The sequence below is a fragment of the Pseudomonas sp. Irchel 3E20 genome (assembly GCF_900187645.1).
Lineage (GTDB): Bacteria > Pseudomonadota > Gammaproteobacteria > Pseudomonadales > Pseudomonadaceae > Aquipseudomonas.
On sequence record NZ_FYEE01000004.1, the window covers coordinates 350,244 to 365,382 of the forward strand.

The following is a 15,139-nucleotide window of genomic DNA, read 5'->3' on the forward strand; positions in this document are numbered from 1 at the left end:
GCGTGCGCCGTTTCGGCCGGGCCGATTCAAGACTGCCAATGATCGATGTGAGCTGTTGTCGTCGGCCCCCGGCGATGGGGCCACTTGCACCAACAACAATAAAGGACCCGCCATGACCGCTCGATTCCACAACCCGGTTGATACCCGTTTCGGCTGGGGTAGCCTGCTGGAACTGGCCGACATCACCGCCCATCAACGCGTGGCCCTGGTGACCTTCCCCGAAGCCCGGGCCCTGGGCCTGGTGCAGCGCCTTGCGCAGCTGCTGGGCGAACGCCTGGTGTACGTGATCGAGGATGTGCAACCCAACCCGGACGTGGCGCAGTTGAGCGCCACCTATGAACGGTTCTGGCAGCAGGCGGGCGACTGCGACGTGGTGGTCGCCGTGGGCGGTGGCAGCGCCATCGATACCGCCAAAGCGCTGATTGTGGGTACCGAATCCGGTCATTTCGATGAACTGCTGGCCCTGTTGGCCAGCGGCCAGCCTTTTGTGCCGGCCCGTTGCAAAACCCTGATCGCGGTGCCCACCACCGCCGGCACCGGTAGCGAAGTAACACCCTGGGCGACCATTTGGGACGCCCTGAGCCAGAAAAAATACTCGCTGCACCTAGAGTGCACCTGGCCCCGCATCGCCATCATCGACCCGCAGTTGATGCTCACGGTGCCGGCCTCGGTCACAGTCTCCACCGGGCTCGACGCACTGTCCCACGCCCTGGAGTCGATCTGGAACGTCAACGCCAACCCAATCTCCGACACTTTTGCCGTGGCGGCCATCGAGGACATCCTCCAATGCCTGCCGTTACTACGCCATGACCTAGCCAACCAGGAACTGCGTTCGCGCATGGCCCTGGCGGCGCTCAAGGCCGGGCTGGCGTTCTCCAACACCAAAACCGCCCTGGCCCATTCCATTTCCTATGAAATGACCCTGCGCCATGGCCTGCCCCATGGCATCGCCTGTTCGTTCACCCTACCGCTGGTGCTCGGCCTGGCCTGGGGCCATGACGCGACCCGGGACCGCACCCTGCAACGGGTGTTCGGCCCGGACCTGGACCAGGCCCAGCGCCAGTTGCGTGAGTTTCTCCATGAACTGGGGGTCAAGACCGAATTCGCCGACTACGGCGTGACGGCCGCCGATTCCCAAGCCATGGTCACGTTCGCCCTACAAGGCGCGCGCGGCAAAAACTTCATCGGGCGCCTGGCCCGCAGCGAAACACCCCGGGGTGCGTGAGTTTGCGCTAGTTCGACACGGGTTCAAGGAAGATCAGTTGCAGCGGCGCAGCCAGCAAGTCCTCGGCCAGGGCGGCAAAACGCTGGAAGTGGGGCATCGTAAAGTGCGCATCAAGGGCTGCCTGATCTTCGAACGCCTCACGCATATAGAAGGTGCCACGCTCATCGCGCAGCTCGAACAACACGTAGTCAAGGTTGCCCGGTTCAGCCCGTGTTGGCTCAACCAGTGCCAACAACGCCTCTCTAAGCGCCTCCTGCCGACCGGCCCTGGCCTTGAGCACGGCCAGGGATACCAGCGATTTATTGGATGAACTCATGAACACACCTCCCGCGAATCAACATTATTTGAACGATCACACGGGCATCATCCTCGTCTTCTTGCCAGGCAATAAAAACCCGCAGAATGCACCAACACTTTCAATCAAAAAATGAAAATGCTTCAGCCCATCCCAAACCGACGCTTTTAGGGCCACACAAAGATTTCGCCGCCTTGGAGCGACGTAAAGCTGGAGGAGGGAATTGCAGGGCAACGCCTGTTGCGGGAGGGAAAACCAAAAGGGCTTGCACGAGGTTTCTCATGCAAGCCCTTGATATTCATGGTGCCCGAAGCCGGAATCGAACCGGCACGCCCTTACGAGCGGGGGATTTTAAGTCCCATGCGTCTACCAGTTTCGCCATTCGGGCGGTAGCGCGAGTTGAGTAAAAAGCCCACTGGATATAACCACCAGCTCGCTCGTTTACCCATGCAGCAGGGGGAGAAATATATACATCCAGCCCCTACGAAGCAAGCTGGGCGACAGCGTTTTCAAAACAAAATCCCACTTGCCGAAGCAAATAAAAAGCTCCGTAAATCATAGATCTACGGAGCTTATTTAGAGTGGAGGCCGAGGTCGGAATCGAACCGGCGTAGGCGGATTTGCAATCCACTATAAATATGCTTAATTTCAATAGCTTAGCACCGAAAAGGTTCCGCAAGCCAGCGTTTCATGCCGAGCTCGGGGCCACGCGGGCCACGCGGGCCGGGCGGGTGGTTTGGAGTTGCGGAAGTTTTCCGCCCCCAGACCAGACATCCCGAGAATGAGCCTCTGTCATCAATTCCCTACCATCTCAACTCCCTCACATACGCCTGGCAAGCCCGCAGCGCGATCAATCCTTGGTCGCCGGCATCGGTGATGCTGATAATTCGTTGAGCATGCGCTGGGTCAAGTCGGGCGCGCGCTCCTCCATGAACCACGCCGCCGGCGCCGGGATCGGCTGACACTGCGCAGCCACTGGCTGAATCCGCGGTGTCGAGTAGGACTGACAGCCGCAGATCAGCAGTAGCAAGACGGTCACGCAGGCGAGTCTGGTTTTTCTGGGCATCGGATAATTCCCGGTAGTGGAGTTGGTCGCTGTCGGCCAGGCGCTGCTCCAGGGCCAGGCGTTTGTCCTGCTCGGCGCGGGCTTGGGTTGCTGCGGCATTGCTGAGGGTGCCCAGGATGCTTTCGTGGGCCAGTGCCTGATCCGATAGCCGCTTGCCGTAGCGCCAGTCCTGCACCTGCCAGACGCCCGCCCCGCTGCCAGCCATCAGCAGCAGGATCAGCGCCGCCCAGCCAGCAAGGCGCCAGGTGGCGGGATTCATGTCAGCACCGTCAGCGCTTTCGCGTACAGCGCCCGGCGATTCGCCGCGCCGTTCTGGCCGCCGTTGATCTTGCTGGTGATCTTGTCGAAGCTGCCAGCATCCGCCAGGGTGTTCAGCCCCGCCCGATGCCAGAACCACGCCGCCGACATGGCTGCGTGCTGGGGCTCCTCCAGCAACTCGGGGCACTTGAGCAGGCCCAGGCCCAGGGCTTCACCGCACGCCGCGTAGTTGGCCCGGCCGGTAACCTGGATCAGGCCCCGCCCGCGGAACTTGGAGCCGTCACCTTGGACGGTGTTGCCCAGATCCTTGCGGCCCTCATAGCCGGCCTGCTGCTTGGTTGGCCCCCAGATCTCGCGCACGTAGCGCAGTTGGCCAGACTCATGGCCGATCTGGGCAATGAACGCTGCCACGCGCGCGGGCGTGACAATGCCGAACTTGCCCATGGCGGTGTTGAGGACAGGTGCAAAAACGCCGGCTTTAGCGCCGGCGTTGGGGAGGATCAGCAGCAGTTGCTGCGCGGTGATGGGCATTGCTTTTCTCCAGGTGAAAAAAACCCAGCCAAGGCTGGGTTCGGTTGAATTATGACGCTAAAAATTCGACAGCTAAATTGGGTCAGGACTTGTTTGCTCTCTGACCTTATCTAAAAGCTCAGGAGGAAGGTTAAGGGCCCGGGCTCGCTCCGACCTGAGCTCAACCCATTGAACGCCACCAGATGAAACCCTAATGCAAAGCTCACAGCGCTCCCGCATCAGAAACTTCAGGTCTCCCTTGTCGTACAGCTCATTGCCAAAAAGTATCGTCATGAATCCATCGCGCACACCTGGCGTCGGCGGCTCCTTTGCCAAGTAGGCAATACGAACCTTGTTGCGGTCTATGCCCTGAGCGGAAAGAAACTCTTCAATTCTTCTGATATGAACAGCTGCATAGTTGGTTTCTCGGTGTGCCTGCGCCCACTTCCACTCTGTAGCTGAACCGCCCCAGATCGCCTGGAGCTCAGCCCGAGAATGTCTTTCGCCAGCTGCCAAGTTGAAACCACCCTGGGTTCTCCAGAGAAGATCTCCCTGTACGGCATTTATAATGCCTGCGGCACATAGCATGGCAAACACTACAGCCGGGGCAATTCTCTTTGATTCAGTAAAAAGGCACCCAATCATCACGGAGACTGGTAGCGCCATTACCGCTCCATAGTAGTGAGACGATAGAAGATAGTGCTGATTCAAAAGAGTCAGCCCTGCACCTGCCAGCAAAAAGCACGCTACGGACTCAAAAAATACAATCCGGAGCCGCCCTTTAATTTTGAGTGCCATCAGCGCCAGAGATAAAAAAACTATAGCGCCGAACATCAAAATAGCTAGAATCAAATACCCTGTATTGAACCGGGCTGGTATCGGCCATGACGCGCCACCATTCATCACCTGATCCATCCAAGGCATATACGCACTAGGAGGTCCAAGCATCTTGGTCAGGTATAAATGCCCCGGTAGAATCGCATCACCAAGAAACACACCATAGTTCCAAAACAACATCCCCGGGGAATACAAAAAACCAGCGAACTGAGGAGCGCCCGCCTTTAAGCGCGTTGAGGCGGCGACTACGTCAAATGGCCCGTACCCAGCTGCATCAACTACCATCGGTGCAATCAAAAAGCTCCAGAGCGCAAACGCGACAACTGAAGCGCCCCCTAACAAGTAGATAATAGCCCCGCGCTTGCTGCGGGCAATATGAAGTGCGAAGCAAGACACTCCAGCCGCAATGACAATACCTGACTCATCAGAGCTAAATAGAGCTAGAAGCACGATAAAGGCAAGAGCATAGAGACCAGTATCTTTCCTAGCTAGCAACTCTTCTTCCTGCTGACGCTTAACCAGAACACTCAAAAGAAAGAGCAATACAACGCCAAAGAATAGCGACAATGGCTTTCCCATATGAAACAACATGAGCACGCCCGAAAGCAAACCAGACGAACACACTATAAGCGTGGCAGCTATAAACCCTGAAACCCTAGACTCCGTGAGATTGTTTACCGCCCTATACAAAAAAATCGGAGTCGCGACAAGCAGTAACGGCCAAATAATGGACGCACTTGGATGAAGAACAGCATACTGCGACATCAACAGTCGAAGCTTGACATTTAGAGCATTCGAAAAACTTGAAAGAAAGCGAGTCCTTTCATAACCATCAAGCACTACCCAGTCAAATGACTGAAATGGGAATAGAGACCCAATCGAAGCCCCTGGAACTAAAGCCCCTGGCTCTACGAACGCATATATCTCCCAATGTGTCCAGTTCAGGGTGAAGCTGCAAAGTAGTGCTATCACTATGCAAGCTGTTGCCCCTGCCACTAGAGCCGTTGCAAGGTTGCTCGAAACAAAATTCCTTTTCATCGCCGTTCCGCCAAATAACTAGGCTGGCAAAATAACACACCGCCAATCATTTTCACGGCGCGGCGGCAGCACTTTAGCGCTTGCCACCTTCTTCGGGGCGAAACGGCCAGTCGATACCCCTTAGTCATAATTGATTCGAACGATGGTGTGGGCCGGCGCGGCGCGGCGTATCACGCACTCCAGCGGGTTGCCGGGGTTGGTGCCGAAGCGCTCGCCCTAGTAGCTGACGCCGAAGCGCCGCCCGGCCCGCTGACGGCCGCCGGCGTTGAGGGACCACATGAACTGCGCATTCCAAGTGCCGAGATGAGCCAACAGATGCTGCGCAACCGCTGGGATGAAGCTCGCGAGAAAGCCGCTATCAAAGCCGGCGCCAACGGCGACTCGGCCTTGGTCATATTGATCCGCCAGTTCCAGTTCAAGGACATTCGCCCGAAAGCCGCCAGCGAGATCGAGCTGACACACGCGAGCCGATTGCTCGGCCACAGCACCGAAGAGATGACCAAAAAGGTTTATCGACGCGTTGGCGAGATCGTAAAACCAACCAAATAACTTGAATTTATTCTTTGATACCAGCTCGCGTCTCTACGACGTAGTACAGATACGCGGATAACGCACCGATCAGAACTCCCAAATACACATGAAACGGAATTTCCGCATCTCTATATGCAGGCTCGCCCTCAAGTTGAGGTTTTACCAACTTCATCAGGTTTTCTTTTTTTTCTTGAATTTTCGAAGGATCCGGATCGAACTCATGCGCATAGCTGTTTCTAAGCTCATTCAAAAGAGTAACAGCCCCCCAAATCCAACCCATATCTTGCCCTTTTGGTTCAACCAATAGGGCCTTTGTGAGATTCAGCACCTGAGCGAACTGAAATCTTTTGAGATGCGAAGGATTAGGAACACTCGCGTCGCAAAAATCCCTAAGATTCCGCTCCACGGACAAATGGCACTTAAGGAGTGCTGACAGCTCATCAACATTACCGTTGAAATGATCCTCAAGGATTTTCGTGTTTCTTTCAAACGGCTCAGAAAATAAAAGCCCTAAAATCTTACTTTTCTCCATTCGCCCCACCCCCCTAAAACTCACGGAAAAACTCGAAGATACCGGGTGAACGTACTCTTAGTCACGCACGATAAGCAGGCTCTGATGCTAGCCCTCAGACGCTGACACCGGGTGCCGCAAAGCTAATGGAACGGAGCTAAATCCGATAGGGGTTGCGGAAGGCATCCCAAAAGTTGCGGAAGGGATCATAAATCGCAGTCATTAAAAAACCCCGTAGACCATTGATCTACGGGGTTTTTAAGAGTGGAGGCCGAGGTCGGAATCGAACCGGCGTAGGCGGATTTGCAATCCGCTGCATAACCATTTTGCTACTCGGCCTCAAACGTTCGGTGCTCAAAAACCACACCAACCGTATACAAACTGGAGCGGGATACAGAAGCCAAGCTAAGGATCCGAACTCTTATCCTGTGGCCGCCTAGAATCAAGCGCCGCAGCGATGGGCGGCATTATGGAGAAGAACATATGACTTGGCAACCCCCTGAATTCTAAAAGATTTAACTCCTTGCCCAAGGCGCTGTCACGGCTATTGCATCAGGATCTGCCGCGAGCGCGCGTGCTAACGCCTTGACCTTGCACAGGAAGCTCACGCGGCGTTAGCCGTGGCCACCCAATGCCGGGCGTGTAAGTTCGCCGATTTTTTCCAGCCGCGCCCGCACAATATTTCGGCTGATGTTGAGCAAGCGCCCGGTCTGCAACTGGTTGCCGTGGCAATAGCGGTAGGCCGTGCGAAAAATGGTTTCTTCGATGCACTCGTACAAATCCGGGATGTTTTGCTCGAAGAGTGCATTGAGCGCCGCCTCCAGGTCTGCTGGTGCGGTACTGGTGGTGTGCAGCGCAGTAGATTGTTCCTGGCGAATGCCCGAGGAGCGCATGTCCACCAGATGCAGGTCCGCCGGTTGCACCACTTGGTGGCGGCACACCAACAAGGCATGGTGAATGGCGTTTTCCAGCTCGCGGATGTTGCCGGGCCAACTGTGGGCCAGCAGTTTGCGCTCGCTTTCGGGGCTCATGGTGGCGCGGTTGTAGCCCAGGCGCTGGCAGTGTTCCTCAAGGAAAAATTCGGCCAGGGGCAGGATATCGCCGGGGCGTTCGCGCAGCGGTGGCAGGCGAATGGTAGCGACGTGCAAACGGTAGAACAGGTCTTCGCGAAAGTGCCCCGCCACCACCGCGTCCGCCAGGTTGACGTTGGTGGCCGCCACCAAGCGCACGTTGATGGGGATCGGCGTGCGCGAGCCCAGGCGCACCACTTCGCGCTCTTGCAGCACCCGTAGCAGCTTGACCTGCATGTTCAGCGGCAGGTCGCCGATTTCATCGAGGAACAGCGTGCCGCCATTGGCCGCCTCGAACCACCCGGCCTTGTTGCTTGTCGCGCCGGTGAACGCACCTTTTTCGTGGCCGAACAGTTCGCTTTCCACCAGGGTTTCGGCGAACGCGCCACAGTTCACCGCCACAAAGGGCTCGCTGCCACGGCGGCTGAGCTTATGAATGTGCCGCGCCACCAACTCCTTGCCCGTACCGGTCTCGCCAATAATCAATGTATTGGCTTCGCTGGGCGCCAGGCGCTCGATGCGGCTCAGCAACTCCTGGGACCGCGGGTCTTTGAACACCAGCACGGTGGCCCGTACCGACTTGGTCAGTTCGCGGGCATGGGGATGGGTGATGAGGGACATGGTGCATTCCTGGCAGTAAAAGCGCGGAATCCATAGTGCATGAAGATCATTAGACTAAATAATTATTAATTAGTATTTACATATTCTATTTGGAGATATACGGATTTCAAGCATCCACGGTGTTGCTAGAGCAACACGTCGCCAGCACCCACCTGCCTACTGAGCAACATTCAGGGCTGGAGCGACCGCCCCGAAAAAACCATAAAAACCGATTAAAAACAGCCACTTAATCGCATAAAAAAGACGCTGGCATGCAATCTGCTCTGCCTCCTTCAAACGCCGGATCACCCGGCCCGTTATTGAAGGGGATGTCCCATGAAGAATATTTGTCGCAACAGCCTGGCCGCTCTTGCCGCCCTCTGGCTGGGCCAGGGAGTCGCTGCCCCGGCGCCCGAGTCGGTGAAGATCGCCATCGTCGCCTTCACCCAGGGCGGCAAACCGGTGTTCGGCGGGATTGCTGGGCGGGTCATTGAGGAAGGTTGGCTGCAACAGCAACTGAGCGAGCGTGGCGTCAAGCTGGACTGGATCGCCCTGCCCCACGCCGGCGCCGGGCCGCAGATCAACGAAGGTTTCAGCAACAACAGCATCGACTTCGCCGTACGCGGCGACCTGCCGTCGGTGATCGCCGGCGCGGGTGGCGTGCCGGGCAAGCTGATCGTGCCCGGCGGCAATGGCAACAACATCTACCTGGTGGTACCCGCCCACTCCACGGCCAAGAACATCGCCGACCTCAAGGGCAAACGCCTGGCCCTGCACCGTGGCCGCCCGTGGGAGTTCGCCTTCAGCAACTTCTTGGGTAGCCAGGGCTTGAGGCTCGATGACTTCAAGATCGCCAACCTTAACCCCCAGGTCGGCGCCGCAGCGGTGGCCGCTGGCAAGGTCGATGCCGCCGTGCTGCTCAATGAGGCCTACGCCCTGGAAGACAAAGGCGTGGGCCGCATCCTCTGGTCAAGCAAACAGGGGGCCAACGATTGGCGGCTGATCTCCGACCTATGGGGCACCGACCGCTTCATCGCACAGCACCCGGACATCACTCAGTTGCTGGCCACCGCGTGGGTGAAGGCCGCGTGGTGGATCTCCCAGGAGCAGAACCAGGACGCCTACTACCAGCTCTCCTCCCGCGCCGGCACTGCCGAAAGTGTGCTGCGCCGCGACGACCAGGACGACCCGGTGGCCTGGAAGGAACGCTGGGCACCCAAGAACGACCAGCAACTCAAGGCCCATTACCAGGCCCTCAGCGCCTACGCCCTGGCCAATCGCCTGATCCGCGCGCCCTACGACATCAGCCAGGCCCTGGCCACCGGCTACACCCATCAGGCGCTGATCGACCTCGCACTCACCGACTACTGGCCCGCCCTACGCGGCCAACTCACTACCACACCTTGATAGGGCCATCCCGATGAAACGCCCCCACTTCCTGGCCTCTGGCCTCAGCGCCTTGACGCTGTCCATGGCCGCCCAGGCGGCCGGCCGTCCCCGGCAAACTGACGCCTGCAAGACCGGTTCGGTGGTCGAAGGCCACTTGCACAAAGGCCTGGGCCATAGCGAAACGGTCAACGCGTCCCTCAAGGATTCCGTGCCCTTCGCCCGCAAAGTCATCAGCGACCACCCCATCACCCCACTCTGCAACCCCAGCGTGCAGTAAGCCGGAGACCCAACCATGAGCATCGAATTCTTCACCCGCCTGCCCCTGCACGGCGAAACCCAATTCCTCCCCGGCGACCCGCGCAACCGGGGCGACTGGCACCGTGGCGGGCCGAGCACCGGCGCTGTCTCGGGGTTCAGCGTGGGCGATCACTTCACCTACATCGACTACCTGGGGCAAATCGCCCGCGCCGCCGAGATCAACGGCTTCGGCGGCGCCCTGATGGTCAACGCGCCCACCGGCGAAGAGCCCTGGACCGTGTGCTCGTTGCTGGCCCGGGAAACCCGCACCCTCAAGTTCGTCACCGCATTCCAGCCCTACCACTACACCCCGTGGGTAGCGGTGCAGCAGGCCGCCACCTACCAGCGCGCCACCGGCAATCGCCTGGTGTGGAACATCATCAACGGCGGCTCCGACGCGCTCCAGCGCCAGGTCGGCGACTTCAGCGACCACGATGAACGCTACGCCCGCGCCACCGAATTTATGGACGTAGTGCGCGGCTATTGGCACAACGAGAACTTCCACTACGAGGGCCGTTTCTACCGCGCCGAAGGCGGCGGCCTGCGCGGCCCGCTGAAAAAGGCCGAGTTGCCGCTGATCTGCACCGCCGGCTCGTCCAACGCCGCGCGGGAATTTGCCGCCAAGCACGCCGACTTCTACCTGATGCGCGCCGAGCACCCGGATGAAGTACGCGGGCTGATCGCCGACGTGCGCGAGCGTGCGCTGAAGTTCGGCCGCACGCATATCCGCTTCGGCCTGTCCATCGACGTCATCACCCGCGAGACTGAAGAGCTGGCCCGCACCGAAGCCAAACGTTTCTTCGACGAAGGCATCGCCAAAGGCGCGGTCAAGGCCGTGGCCGCCCACGCCGGGCTGCGCACCGCGCGCAAGCTCAGCTACGAAGAAGAATTCGCCAGCAAAAGCGAAACCCAGGGCTTCGACGATTTCTTCATCCACCCCAACGTCTGGACCGGCTTGGGCTACATCGGCATTCCGCCGGGCTGCGCATTGGTGGGCAGCTACGAAAACGTGGTGGCGCGCATCCGCGAGTACAACGAACTGGGCATCGACCTGTTCTTCCTCGCTGGCTACCCGCACCTGGAAGAGGCCTATCGCCTGGGCGAGCACATCCTGCCGCACTTTCGCGGCGAACGCAGCGCCCTGAGCCGCCCCGCCACTGCACCACTGGCCCTGCATTCGGCCAACGGCCCGGCCGGCGCCTGAAGCCATGCCCCCAATGCAAGCCTATTTGCTCAGCCGGCGGCGGCTCCTCGGCCACAGCGCCGAGGCGCCCGTCGCAAACGTAGCCGACAACCAGCCGCGCTACGGCGGGCGCCTACGCCTGGGCATCCTCGACGGCAACTGGCTGTCGTTCGACATGAACCTGGAAAAACCGCCGTTCAACGACCCCAGGGTGCGCGAGGCCTTGCGCCTCTTAGCCGCTTCGAACGGCTGTGGCTCAAGAACACGGCCTGAGCCCTGAAACCCATTGCGGGCGCGAGCCACTCACCTCACTGGCGGATCAGCACCGGCAAAAACGGCGCGTCCGGCAGTTTGGCCACGTTCAGGTGCAGGTTGCCCTTGCCCTGTTCGATCACCACCGCCTCGGCCTCGATCGCCACTAGCCGCACACCCTGGGCCAGGCGTTCGCCGGCGAGGTAGCTGCGCGGTGGGCCGCCGTTGAGGCTGAGGATCGCCACCGCTCCGCGCGTGCCGGCCATCACCCCGCTGACTTTGATGTCCACCTGCGCGGCCTGCTGGGAGAACCACTGCACGGCCGGGCTCTCGACCTGCGCCACCGGTGCTGCGGCGGGCACCGGGCTGTGGGATTGGGCCGGAGTGAGCAGCAGCGTCGACCACAGGGCCACCCCTGCCACAGCCGCGAGCAGCGCCGCCACCTGTACCCCTTGGGGGGCATGAAACCGCTTGATCCATGACATGGGCGCAACCTCGTGCTTGTCCAGCCACCGAGCCTACAGGGCAATTCTCACGTTTTTATTTCACACGCCCATCATGTTCGCCGTGCAGGATAAAAACCGACGTCAAGGAGCGCGCGATGAAAGTCTGCAAGCAGCACGGCTTTACCCTGATCGAACTGATGGTGGTGCTGGTGATCGTCGGCATCGCCAGCGCCGCTATCAGCCTGAGCATCAAGCCCGACCCGCTGCACCTGCTGCGCAAGGATGCCGAGCAACTGGCGCAATTGCTGCAAGTGGCCCAGGCCGAAGCCCGCGCCGATGGCCGGGCGATTACCTGGCAGGCCGACGCCAAGGGCTTTCGCTTCAGCCGCCAGAACGACAACGGCAAGGGCACGGAATATTTCGACCACGACCCGCAACTGCGCCCCCGCGCCTGGCACAGCCTGCCCATGAACATCGAGGTGCAGCCGCGCCGCGCCGTGGTGCTGAACAGCGAATGGGTCACCCCGCCGCTGTCGGTGCAGCTATCGGACGGTCAGCAGCGCATCCGTGTGGAACGCAATGGCGCCGGGCGGGTGGCGGTGCAATGAAGGCCCGCCAGCGCGGCTTTACCCTGATCGAGGTGATGGTGGCGATCATGCTGATGGCGGTGGTCAGCCTGATCGCCTGGCGTGGCCTGGACAGCGTGACCCGCGCCGACAGCCATTTGCAGGCCAGCGCCGGGCAGACCGAAACCCTGCTGCGCGCACTGAACCAATTGCGCCTGGACCTGGACCTGCGCGCCACCACCGAACTGATCGAGCCGCTGCTGCAAGACGAAACGGTCAAGCCCTCTGACTCCCCGCCCGCCCTGACCTTGCGCGGCGCCGACGGCAAGGGCTTTACCCTGGATATCATCCGCGCCGACCCGCAACGCAACGGTGACCTGCAACGGGTGCGCTGGTGGCTCAAGGGCAACACCCTGTACCGCGCCGCCGCCCCAGGGCGCAGCCGCTTCCCGCTGCCGGCGCCCCAAGACGGCGTAGCCCTGCTGGAGCAAGTCAGCGAGTTGAGCGTGCGCACCTGGGAACCTGGCAAAGGCTGGAAACGCCCAGCCGGCAAACGCCTGGAAAACCCCCTGGGCCTGGAGATCAGCCTGGCTCGCCAGACACCCCAAGGGGTGGAGCGCTATCGGCAAGTGGTGGGGCCGTTGGAGTGAGGTTTTTGGGGTGGTTTTTCTGTGGGAGTGGGCTTGCCCGCTCCCCCTGAAAGTACAAGCCCACAGAAGAAGCTGATGAACCAGCGCCGGGTCACCCCAACAACACCACCCCACCCGGCAACTGGGTGATTTTCACGCCGTAGGCGTCGCGGATCAGCAGGGCTACGCCGGCGAGTTGGTCGAGGCTGAAGCGGGCCTGGACTTTACGCTGGCCGACCTGGGCGTTGAGCAGCAGCAACATGCCGGGGCGGTAGCGGTTGATTTCGTCGATGACGGTGGCCAGGGCCGCATCTTCAAACACCAGCACACGCTGGCGCCAGGCGCTGATGGCGCCGGGGTCCACGGATTGCGGCAGGCCTATTTCCTGGCTGCTGTAGGTCAGTTGCCGCCCGGCGTGCAAGCGCAGGCTGCGGCCCTGCACGTCAAGCAGCACCGTGCCTTCGATGCAGGTCACACACACGCTCTGCTCGGTGTGGCGCACGTTGACGCGAGCCTGGGCGGCGCTGACCCAGCCGGCCCCGGCTCGCACCTTGAGGGGTGCCGTGTTACACGCCAGCACTTCGACTTCGCCGCTGAGCAGTTCCAGGCCCTGGCCGCCGTCCGGCGCGGTGCGGTGGTTGAGGCGAGTCTGGGTGTTGAGCTCGATGCGATCCCCGCCCGCCAGATCGATGCCGCGCTGTTCCCCGACCTGGGTGCTGTAATCGGCGCCCAGCCCAGCAACGCCGCCGGGCAGGCTGGTTTGCAGCAACAGGGCACCGAGCGAGGCAGCAATCGCCCCACCCAGAAAGGCGCGCCGGCCAAAGCGCCGCGGCTGCGCTTGCTGTTGCAGGCGTTCAGCGGCCGGTTTCAGGCTTTGCCACAGGGCTTTGCTCTGCTCGAACGCCAAGGCGTGCTCGGGGCTTTGCGCGCACCATTGGCGCAGCGCCCGGGCATCGGCCGCGTTGGCGGTGCCGGAGGTCAGCAAAACCAGCCAATCCCGGGCTTCGCTCTGCAAGCGGGCGTCCGGTGGCGCCGGGGGTTTGGGGAAGGGAAGGATGTTCAAACGCTTACATACTCGAAAAATGTGCGGGGCTCTTCTTTCATGACGGTTTTCCCGCACCGGGACCGAACCGCTGAATGACTTTTCTTTCCAGGCGCGCGGCGCAATGGCCCAGGGCGGCCTTGAGTTCTTTTTCCACCATGCGCGTGGAAATACCGAAGCGCTGGGAGATTTCCAGGTGCGGGGCTTCCTCCAGGCGCGCCGCGATGAAGATCTGCCGTCGCCGCGCCGGCAGCTCGTAGAGGGCGCTGAGCAAGGACTGGACCTCCTTCTGCCCGCCCACCACCCGCGCCGGGTCGAGGGTTTCATCGCTGATGTGCAGCAGCTCTTCCACCTCGCTGCCCGTCAACAGGCGCGCATCGGATTCACGCCGGTCGGCGGCGATGTTCAGCGCCATGCGGTACAGGTAGGCGTTGGGTTGCAACAAGTTGGGCGGCTCGTCCATGCGGTCGACCCGCAGGTAAGTTTCGTGGAGCACGTCGTTGGCCAAGTCCTCCGACCCCAGGCGCCGGCGCAGGCGCTCGCGAAAGTCCTCGTAGGAGCTCAGGAACAACCTGACCATCGCGCTTTGCCCGTTGGTTTTCATGGCCCCCAGGTTCCTTCCTGTTCTTTGCATTCCATGCGTGCCCCTGTTTGGTCCGGCAGTAAAAGCAGGGTCACCGGTTGGCGCAATGAACTGGGCGCCGCCCGGTCGATCCTGAGGTTTCGCAAGCTTTCCAACAGCGCGCCATCGCGCTCCCCATCGCCGGTGGAGGCCAGCAGGCGACTATGCTGGACCCGCCCGTCACGCCCCACCCACACCTGCAACGCCGCGCGGAAGCTGCCCGGGCGCGTCAGCGGCGTGCGGCACAAGGCCCGCTCGATGCTGCGCTGAATGACCGTGGCATAGCTGCTGCCCGGCGCGACCGCGCCCGCGCCTTTGCCTGTAACCCGGGGCGCTTCGTCGCGCACCTGCGCCGTTTGCAAGGTGAAGGCGTCGGCACGGGCGTAGCGGGCCATCAGGCCACTGCCAGTGAGCAACCGCTCCAACCCCTCGCCAGCGCTGTAGCGGCCTTTGACCCGCAACGAACGACGACCCTGGGTCAACTCGCGATCCACCAGCACCGCCATGCCCGTGGCGTGGCTGAACTGCGCCAGGGCAGCGGCCAGGTCCTGGGCGGGAATGTCCAGCTCGACCGGCGCGGCCTGGGCGGGCGCGCAAACCCAAACCACGCACAATGCCAATAGCGTGTACACCATCCCTCGACGCCCGACCCTGGCTTTGCCTTGCTGCACGGCGGCCTGTCCCTGAAAACCGTCATCCTGAAGGCTGTTTATGAATCTGGTATGACGGCCACTGCAAAAAAACCATCATCACCTATCAAAACGCCATGACG

17 protein-coding genes, 2 tRNA genes and 2 pseudogenes are annotated in these 15,139 nt (G+C 60.8%); 8 read left to right on the forward strand and 13 right to left on the reverse strand.

Features of this window, described 5'->3' with window-relative positions:
• The first annotated feature begins 112 nt into the window (after positions 1–112).
• On the forward strand, positions 113–1,225 hold the full coding sequence (gene psrA / locus CKW13_RS10285) for an iron-containing alcohol dehydrogenase PsrA (protein ID WP_095108482.1): 1,113 nt from the start codon (positions 113–115) through the stop codon (positions 1,223–1,225).
• Between the two features lie 7 nt (positions 1,226–1,232).
• On the opposite strand, the gene CKW13_RS10290 is transcribed toward psrA, so the two are convergent.
• The 6 genes and pseudogenes from CKW13_RS10290 to CKW13_RS10315 all read right to left on the reverse strand — a co-directional run.
• Complete coding sequence (locus CKW13_RS10290; protein WP_095108483.1) at positions 1,233–1,541, reverse strand: putative quinol monooxygenase; 309 nt, start codon at positions 1,539–1,541, stop codon at positions 1,233–1,235.
• Positions 1,542–1,821: 280 nt separating this feature from the next.
• A tRNA-Leu gene (locus CKW13_RS10295) sits at positions 1,822–1,908 on the reverse strand.
• 415 nt (positions 1,909–2,323) lie between these two features.
• Positions 2,324–2,845, reverse strand: a complete 522-nt coding sequence (locus tag CKW13_RS10300; protein WP_095108484.1) for a lysis system i-spanin subunit Rz — start codon at positions 2,843–2,845, stop codon at positions 2,324–2,326.
• The gene (locus tag CKW13_RS10305) at positions 2,842–3,375 is read right to left on the reverse strand and encodes a glycoside hydrolase family 19 protein (RefSeq protein ID WP_095108485.1); all 534 of its coding nucleotides are present in this window, start codon (positions 3,373–3,375) and stop codon (positions 2,842–2,844) included. The genes CKW13_RS10300 and CKW13_RS10305 overlap by 4 nt, the downstream gene beginning before the upstream one ends.
• 72 nt (positions 3,376–3,447) lie before the next feature.
• Positions 3,448–5,229, reverse strand: coding sequence for a hypothetical protein (locus tag CKW13_RS10310; RefSeq protein ID WP_141233969.1), 1,782 nt, complete (start codon positions 5,227–5,229; stop codon positions 3,448–3,450).
• Positions 5,230–5,349: 120 nt separating this feature from the next.
• A pseudogene (locus CKW13_RS10315) lies at positions 5,350–5,538 on the reverse strand (phage tail protein); the annotation flags it as partial.
• Here CKW13_RS10315 and CKW13_RS10320 point away from each other — a divergent pair.
• Positions 5,533–5,778, forward strand: coding sequence for an integrase (locus CKW13_RS10320; protein WP_095108487.1), 246 nt, complete (start codon positions 5,533–5,535; stop codon positions 5,776–5,778). The pseudogene CKW13_RS10315 and the gene CKW13_RS10320 sit on opposite strands and share 6 nt — an antisense overlap.
• A 7-nt stretch (positions 5,779–5,785) precedes the next feature.
• On the opposite strand, the gene CKW13_RS10325 is transcribed toward CKW13_RS10320, so the two are convergent.
• From CKW13_RS10325 to CKW13_RS10335, 3 genes are all read right to left on the reverse strand, one after another.
• Positions 5,786–6,292, reverse strand: a complete 507-nt coding sequence (locus CKW13_RS10325; RefSeq protein WP_095108488.1) for a hypothetical protein — start codon at positions 6,290–6,292, stop codon at positions 5,786–5,788.
• A gap of 244 nt (positions 6,293–6,536) precedes the next feature.
• Positions 6,537–6,610 (reverse strand) — tRNA-Cys (locus CKW13_RS10330).
• A gap of 275 nt (positions 6,611–6,885) precedes the next feature.
• Positions 6,886–7,962 (reverse strand): sigma-54-dependent Fis family transcriptional regulator, encoded by a 1,077-nt coding sequence (locus tag CKW13_RS10335; RefSeq protein ID WP_095108489.1) that lies wholly within the window; start codon positions 7,960–7,962, stop codon positions 6,886–6,888.
• A gap of 315 nt (positions 7,963–8,277) precedes the next feature.
• Between CKW13_RS10335 and CKW13_RS10340 the strand changes: the two genes are divergently transcribed.
• From CKW13_RS10340 to CKW13_RS10355, 4 genes and pseudogenes are all read left to right on the forward strand, one after another.
• Positions 8,278–9,348, forward strand: coding sequence for an ABC transporter substrate-binding protein (locus CKW13_RS10340; protein WP_095108490.1), 1,071 nt, complete (start codon positions 8,278–8,280; stop codon positions 9,346–9,348).
• 97 nt (positions 9,349–9,445) lie between these two features.
• Positions 9,446–9,607 (forward strand): annotated as a pseudogene (locus CKW13_RS24780) (alpha/beta hydrolase); the annotation flags it as partial.
• Between the two features lie 15 nt (positions 9,608–9,622).
• A complete protein-coding gene (locus tag CKW13_RS10350; protein ID WP_095108491.1) occupies positions 9,623–10,831 on the forward strand; it encodes an LLM class flavin-dependent oxidoreductase in 1,209 nt (402 codons plus the stop codon).
• Positions 10,832–10,835: 4 nt separating this feature from the next.
• A complete protein-coding gene (locus tag CKW13_RS10355; protein WP_141233970.1) occupies positions 10,836–11,090 on the forward strand; it encodes a hypothetical protein in 255 nt (84 codons plus the stop codon).
• 28 nt (positions 11,091–11,118) lie between these two features.
• Here the strand turns inward: CKW13_RS10355 and CKW13_RS10360 are convergent, their stop codons facing one another.
• Complete coding sequence (locus CKW13_RS10360; protein WP_095108493.1) at positions 11,119–11,547, reverse strand: type II secretion system protein N; 429 nt, start codon at positions 11,545–11,547, stop codon at positions 11,119–11,121.
• Positions 11,548–11,663: 116 nt separating this feature from the next.
• On the opposite strand from CKW13_RS10360, the gene gspH reads away from it, so the two are divergent.
• Entirely contained in the window at positions 11,664–12,116 is a 453-nt protein-coding gene (gene gspH, locus CKW13_RS10365) for a type II secretion system minor pseudopilin GspH (protein WP_095108494.1), read from the forward strand.
• Positions 12,113–12,724: a prepilin-type N-terminal cleavage/methylation domain-containing protein gene (locus tag CKW13_RS10370; RefSeq protein WP_095108495.1), complete on the forward strand. Its 612-nt coding sequence runs from the start codon at positions 12,113–12,115 to the stop codon at positions 12,722–12,724. The genes gspH and CKW13_RS10370 overlap by 4 nt, the downstream gene beginning before the upstream one ends.
• Positions 12,725–12,815: 91 nt before the next feature.
• Here CKW13_RS10370 and CKW13_RS10375 read toward each other — a convergent pair whose 3' ends face one another.
• The 3 genes from CKW13_RS10375 to CKW13_RS10385 are packed head-to-tail and all read right to left on the reverse strand — an operon-like array spanning position 12,816 to position 15,002.
• Positions 12,816–13,766: a FecR family protein gene (locus CKW13_RS10375; protein ID WP_256576564.1), complete on the reverse strand. Its 951-nt coding sequence runs from the start codon at positions 13,764–13,766 to the stop codon at positions 12,816–12,818.
• A gap of 37 nt (positions 13,767–13,803) precedes the next feature.
• Positions 13,804–14,349 (reverse strand): RNA polymerase sigma factor, encoded by a 546-nt coding sequence (locus tag CKW13_RS10380; RefSeq protein WP_095108496.1) that lies wholly within the window; start codon positions 14,347–14,349, stop codon positions 13,804–13,806.
• Complete coding sequence (locus CKW13_RS10385) at positions 14,346–15,002, reverse strand: STN domain-containing protein (protein WP_095108497.1); 657 nt, start codon at positions 15,000–15,002, stop codon at positions 14,346–14,348. Before CKW13_RS10385 ends, CKW13_RS10380 begins: the two co-directional genes overlap by 4 nt.
• Between the last annotated feature and the right edge of the window lie 137 nt (positions 15,003–15,139).

What these genes read in the sequence shown, in the direction of transcription:
- CKW13_RS10305 (WP_095108485.1), bottom strand. Translation starts at nt 3,375, where the DNA reads ATGCCCATCACCGCGCAGCAACTGCTGCTGATCCTCCCCAACGCCGGC.
- CKW13_RS10355 (WP_141233970.1), top strand. Translation starts at nt 10,836, where the DNA reads ATGCCCCCAATGCAAGCCTATTTGCTCAGCCGGCGGCGGCTCCTCGGC.
- CKW13_RS10335 (WP_095108489.1), bottom strand. Translation starts at nt 7,962, where the DNA reads ATGTCCCTCATCACCCATCCCCATGCCCGCGAACTGACCAAGTCGGTA.
- CKW13_RS10325 (WP_095108488.1), bottom strand. Translation starts at nt 6,292, where the DNA reads ATGGAGAAAAGTAAGATTTTAGGGCTTTTATTTTCTGAGCCGTTTGAA.
- gspH (WP_095108494.1), top strand. Translation starts at nt 11,664, where the DNA reads ATGAAAGTCTGCAAGCAGCACGGCTTTACCCTGATCGAACTGATGGTG.
- CKW13_RS10300 (WP_095108484.1), bottom strand. Translation starts at nt 2,845, where the DNA reads ATGAATCCCGCCACCTGGCGCCTTGCTGGCTGGGCGGCGCTGATCCTG.
- CKW13_RS10385 (WP_095108497.1), bottom strand. Translation starts at nt 15,002, where the DNA reads ATGGTGTACACGCTATTGGCATTGTGCGTGGTTTGGGTTTGCGCGCCC.
- CKW13_RS10320 (WP_095108487.1), top strand. Translation starts at nt 5,533, where the DNA reads ATGAGCCAACAGATGCTGCGCAACCGCTGGGATGAAGCTCGCGAGAAA.
- CKW13_RS10360 (WP_095108493.1), bottom strand. Translation starts at nt 11,547, where the DNA reads ATGTCATGGATCAAGCGGTTTCATGCCCCCCAAGGGGTACAGGTGGCG.
- psrA (WP_095108482.1), top strand. Translation starts at nt 113, where the DNA reads ATGACCGCTCGATTCCACAACCCGGTTGATACCCGTTTCGGCTGGGGT.
- CKW13_RS10290 (WP_095108483.1), bottom strand. Translation starts at nt 1,541, where the DNA reads ATGAGTTCATCCAATAAATCGCTGGTATCCCTGGCCGTGCTCAAGGCC.
- CKW13_RS10340 (WP_095108490.1), top strand. Translation starts at nt 8,278, where the DNA reads ATGAAGAATATTTGTCGCAACAGCCTGGCCGCTCTTGCCGCCCTCTGG.
- CKW13_RS10350 (WP_095108491.1), top strand. Translation starts at nt 9,623, where the DNA reads ATGAGCATCGAATTCTTCACCCGCCTGCCCCTGCACGGCGAAACCCAA.
- CKW13_RS10310 (WP_141233969.1), bottom strand. Translation starts at nt 5,229, where the DNA reads ATGAAAAGGAATTTTGTTTCGAGCAACCTTGCAACGGCTCTAGTGGCA.
- CKW13_RS10380 (WP_095108496.1), bottom strand. Translation starts at nt 14,349, where the DNA reads ATGAAAACCAACGGGCAAAGCGCGATGGTCAGGTTGTTCCTGAGCTCC.
- CKW13_RS10370 (WP_095108495.1), top strand. Translation starts at nt 12,113, where the DNA reads ATGAAGGCCCGCCAGCGCGGCTTTACCCTGATCGAGGTGATGGTGGCG.